The 4749-nt window shown below is 72.9% G+C and carries 4 protein-coding genes; all 4 read left to right on the top strand.

The features are described from left to right. The coding region (locus tag G6031_RS17260; protein WP_182653932.1) for a UDP-N-acetylglucosamine--N-acetylmuramyl-(pentapeptide) pyrophosphoryl-undecaprenol N-acetylglucosamine transferase at window positions 1–941 on the top strand (941 nt) is incomplete at its 5' end. Window positions 942–1024: 83 nt separating this feature from the next. Further along, a complete protein-coding gene (gene murC / locus G6031_RS17255) occupies window positions 1025–2446 on the top strand; it encodes a UDP-N-acetylmuramate--L-alanine ligase (protein WP_347238523.1) in 1422 nt (473 codons plus the stop codon). A 30-nt stretch (window positions 2447–2476) separates the two neighbouring features. After that, on the top strand, window positions 2477–3310 hold the full coding sequence (locus G6031_RS17250; protein WP_182653930.1) for an FtsQ-type POTRA domain-containing protein: 834 nt from the start codon (window positions 2477–2479) through the stop codon (window positions 3308–3310). Between the two features lie 183 nt (window positions 3311–3493). Then, window positions 3494–4675 (top strand): cell division protein FtsZ, encoded by a 1182-nt coding sequence (ftsZ, locus tag G6031_RS17245; RefSeq protein ID WP_107756220.1) that lies wholly within the window; start codon window positions 3494–3496, stop codon window positions 4673–4675. Window positions 4676–4749: the final 74 nt, after the last annotated feature.

Raw genomic sequence — 4749 nt, 5'->3', positions numbered from 1 at the left:
TCCCGCTCGAGCTGGTCGACCCCGTGCCGCTGCCCCGCAGTGTGGGCGGGGACCTGTTCCGCCTGCCCACCCGGTTGGTCCGCGCTGTGCGGGGCGCCCGCGACGTGCTGCGCCGGACGGAGGCCGACGTCGTGGTGGGCTTCGGCGGGTACGCGTGTGTCCCCGTGTACCTGGCGGCAGCGCTCACCAGGGGGCGCGTCCCGATCGTCGTCCACGAGGCCAACGCCCGCGCGGGGATCGCCAACAAGCTCGGCGCCCGGTTCGCGGTCGCCACCCTCGCCGCGGTGAGCGGTTCCGGGCTCGACGCCCGGGTCGTGGGAAATCCGGTGAGGCGGGCGGTGGCCGGTCTCGACCGGCGTGCCCTCCGAGCGGAGGCCCGGGCGGCCTTCGGACTGGACCCCGACGCGCCGACCGTGCTGGTCGTGGGCGGATCCCAGGGGGCGCGGTCCCTCAACGCCTCGATGGCCGCGGTGGCACAGGAGTTCTCCGACTCCGGGGTCGGGGTGCTCCACGCAGTGGGACCCAAGAACCTCGGTGACGCACCGACCGTGGTCGGGGACGGCCCCGCCTACGTGACGGTGCCGTATCTGGACCGGATGGACCTGGCGTACGCGGCCGCCGACCTGATCCTGTGCCGGTCCGGTGCGATCACGGTGGCCGAGGTGTCCGCGGTGGGGCTCCCCGCCGTGTTCGTCCCGCTCCCACACGGCAACGGGGAGCAGGCCCTCAACGCCCGCGACCTGGTCGCGGGTGGGGCGGCGTTGCTCGTCGAGGACGCCGCGCTCACCCCGGACCACCTGCGGTCCACCGTCCTGCCACTCGCACTGGACCGGGAGCGTCTGGACACCATGTCCGCGGCCGCCGTCAGCGGTGGCTCACGAGATGCGGCGGAGGTCGTGGCGCGCATCGCGCTCGACGCCGCCGGGAAGGCCCGGCGTTGACCGAGAGCACCACACCGCAAGCCCGACCCACCGGGGACGACGTCACGGCGGGGTCCGTTCCCGCCACCCTGACCCGGGTCCACATGATCGGCATCGGGGGCGCGGGCATGTCCGCCGTCGCGCGGATCCTGCTCGACCACGGTGTGGCGGTCTCGGGAAGCGACGCCAGGGATTCGGCGGACCTCCGGGCGCTGGAGGCGCGCGGCGCGGTGGTCCGGGTCGGCCACGACGCATCGGCGCTGGACGCGCTCGACGCCCCGCCGCAGATCGTGGTGGTCTCCAAGGCCGCGATCCCCGCGGACAACCCCGAGCTGGTCGCGGCCCGGGCCGCCGGGATACCCGTGGTCACCCGCTCCCGGGTCCTGGGTCACCTCGCCCGTGCCGGTCGCTCGATCATGGTGTGCGGCACGCACGGGAAGACCTCCACGACGTCGATGCTGATCGCCGGCATGCTCGCCGCCGGTGCGGACCCGTCCTTCGCGGTGGGGGGCACCGTCCTGCAGTACGGCACCAACGCCCACGGCGGGGCCGACCCGGTGTTCGTGGCCGAGGCCGACGAGTCCGACGGCTCACTGGTGCACTACGAGCCCGACGTGGTGATCCTGACCAACGCCGAGCCCGACCATCTCGACCACTTCGGCACCGCCGAGGCGTACTTCGAGGTCTTCGACACCTTCCTCGCCCGGATCCCGGACACCGGCGTCCTGGTGGTCTGCCTGGACGACGCGGGAGCGGCCGAGCGCGCGCGCCGGGCGGCGTCCGTGGGGGTGCGGGTGGTGGGGTACCGCACCACGGCCGGCCCCGCGACCGACCTGCCGGTGGTGGGTGAACTCGCGGGGATCGAGGTCGACTCGGGCGGGACCCGGGCCGCGCTCACGCTGGACGGGCGGTCTCGTGGCGAACTCCACGTGGGGACCCCGGGCCGACACATGGCGCTCAACGCGCTCGCCGCTCTCCTGGCCGCCCGGGAGGTCGCCGGGGACGCCGGGATCGACGTCGACGACGTCCTGTCCGGTCTGTCCGGATTCGGGGGAGTGGGGCGTCGGTTCGAACCCAAGGGCACGGTCGCCGTCCAGGGTGGACCGGTGCGGGTGTTCGACGACTACGCGCACCATCCGACCGAGGTCAGGGCGGTCCTGAGCGCCGGGCGGGAGATCGTCGCCTCGGACGGTGGCCGCCTGATCGCGGTCTTCCAGCCCCACCTCTACTCCCGCACCCGCATCTTCGCCGAGGAGTTCGGGCGGGCGTTGTCCCTGGCCGACGAGGTGGTGGTGCTCGACGTGTACGGCGCGCGCGAGCAACCCGAGGAGGGCGTCGACGGCGGCCTCGTCGCCCGCCACGTGAGCTCGCCGGCCCACCACGTCCACGACCTCGACACCGCCCTGTCCACGGTGCTCGGGATCATCCGGCCGGACGACGTGGTCTTCACGCTCGGGGCCGGAGACATCACCACGCTCGGCCCGAGGATCGTCGCCGGGCCCGCGGGGAGCGGGACGGGGTCATGACGAGGCCCACGCCGTGAAGGGGGCTCAGCGGTGACCGACGAGCCACGCGACCACCCGACGGACCCGGCGGATCCGCTGGACCAGGCGGCCTCGGACGACCCGGACCGGAGACTCGCCGCGGCGGCCGTCCGTAGCTCGGACGAGCGGGTGCGTCACTCCGACCCCGCGGTGCGGGCCACGCTGCGCAGGCGACGTCGCCGCACCAACCGCATCTATGTGGGGCTCGGTGTGGCGCTGGTCGTCCTCCTGGTGGGATACATCGCGCTGTACTTCCTGCCGGTGTTCTCCGTCCGGGAGGTCCGGGTCGTCGGGACCCGGACCATTCCCGTGGAGGCGGTGACCGAGCGCGCGGCGGTGTCCCCCGGGACCCCGCTGCTCCAGGTGGACACCCACGCGGTGGCGCGCCGCGTGGCGGGGATCCCGAGGGTGGACCAGGTCACGGTCACGCGGGACTACCCGTCGAACCTGCGGATCGAGCTGATCGAGCGCACCGCCCTGGTCGTGGTCGAGGTCGACGGCGCCCGGCACCTGGTGGACGGGCAGGGCATCGACTTCGGGCAGGGGGACCCGCCTCCCGGAACCCCCGAGCTCACCGTGGGGGACGGCGCACGCTCCGACCTGCCCGGGATCGTCCGGGACCTGTCGACGGTCTTCGCCGAGGTCCGGGGGACCGCGGGGCAGGAGATCGCGTCCGTCGAGGTGGAGAGTCCGGCGTCGATCGTCCTCACCCTCGTCGACGGGCGCACCGTGGAGTGGGGGGCCGCGGGTCGCGACCACGAGAAGGCGGTCGCCCTGCAGATGGTCCTCGAGCAACCCGGGCAGGTCTGGAACGTCTCCAATCCGGCGTTGCCGGCCTCACGGTAGACCGACACGCCCGCGAGCCTCGTGGACGTGCGGGGCCGGTGCCCCTACCGTGTGATCCGACGGCGGAAACCGCCTCTGACCAGCAACTTTAACCCTCAAGTAGAGGGTGAGGGTTAGGCGAGAGTCTTTCGTCGAGACAGCATGCAACCGAGCACGACACCCCCAAAGGAAGGCCGGGCCTCGATGAGCTCACCGCACAACTACCTCGCAGTCATCAAGGTCGTCGGAATCGGGGGCGGCGGTGTCAACGCCGTGAACAGGATGATCGACGAGGGCCTCAAGGGCGTCGAGTTCATCGCGGTGAACACCGATGCGCAGGCTCTGCTCATGTCCGACGCCGACGTCAAGCTCGACGTCGGTCGCGAACTCACCCGCGGCCTCGGTGCCGGCGCCGACCCGGAGGTCGGGCGCAAGGCGGCGGAGGACCACAAGGACGAGATCGAGGAGGTCCTCAAGGGCGCGGACATGGTCTTCGTCACGGCCGGGGAGGGCGGCGGTACCGGCACCGGTGGCGCGCCGGTCGTCGCGGCCATCGCGCGTAAGCTCGGCGCGCTCACCGTCGGCGTCGTGACCCGCCCGTTCTCCTTCGAGGGCAAGCGTCGCGGGGGACAGGCCGAGGCGGGGATCGAGGGCCTGCGCGAGGCCTGCGACACCCTGATCGTGATCCCCAACGACCGCCTCCTCCAGCTCGGGGACGCCGGCGTGTCCATGATGGAGGCCTTCAAGACCGCCGACGAGGTCCTCCTCAACGGCGTCCAGGGGATCACCGACCTCATCACCACCCCCGGCGTGATCAACGTCGACTTCGCCGACGTCAAGGGCGTCATGTCCGGGGCCGGCAGCGCGCTCATGGGGATCGGCTCCTCGCGGGGCGAGGGTCGGGCGTACAAGGCCGCGGAGGCCGCCATCAACTCGCCGCTCCTGGAGACCACGATGGAGGGCGCCAAGGGCGTACTCATGTCGATCGCCGGCGGCAGCGACCTGGGCCTGTTCGAGATCAACGAGGCCGCGACCCTCGTCCAGGAGGAGGCGCACCCCGACGCCAACATCATCTTCGGCACCGTCGTCGACGACTCGCTCGGCGACGAGGTGCGGGTGACCGTCATCGCCGCCGGGTTCGAGGGCGGCTCCCGGCAGTCCTCCGGTGCGGGTCAGTCGCGGCGCGGCCGCCACCACCTCGACGACGACGAGGTCCCCGGCGCCTCCGGCGACACCGGCGGTGCCTCCGGGCTCGGATCGACCCCTCTCGACGGCGGGCGTCGCGAGGAGCGCCGTGAGTCGGCTCAGGCCGGCGCCGGTACCCAGGGATCGCGCCGCCGGGACGAGGACGACGACATCGACGTCCCCCCCTTCATGCGGCACTGACCGGCGTGGCCACCCACGGCCCCGGGCGCGTACGCCGGATCATCACCACCCGCCGCGGAGGCGTCTCCACCGGG

The organism is Dietzia sp. CQ4 (assembly GCF_014145125.1).
In the GTDB taxonomy this organism is placed as follows: domain Bacteria; phylum Actinomycetota; class Actinomycetes; order Mycobacteriales; family Mycobacteriaceae; genus Dietzia; species Dietzia natronolimnaea.
This window is presented reverse-complemented; position numbering and strand designations above follow the sequence as displayed.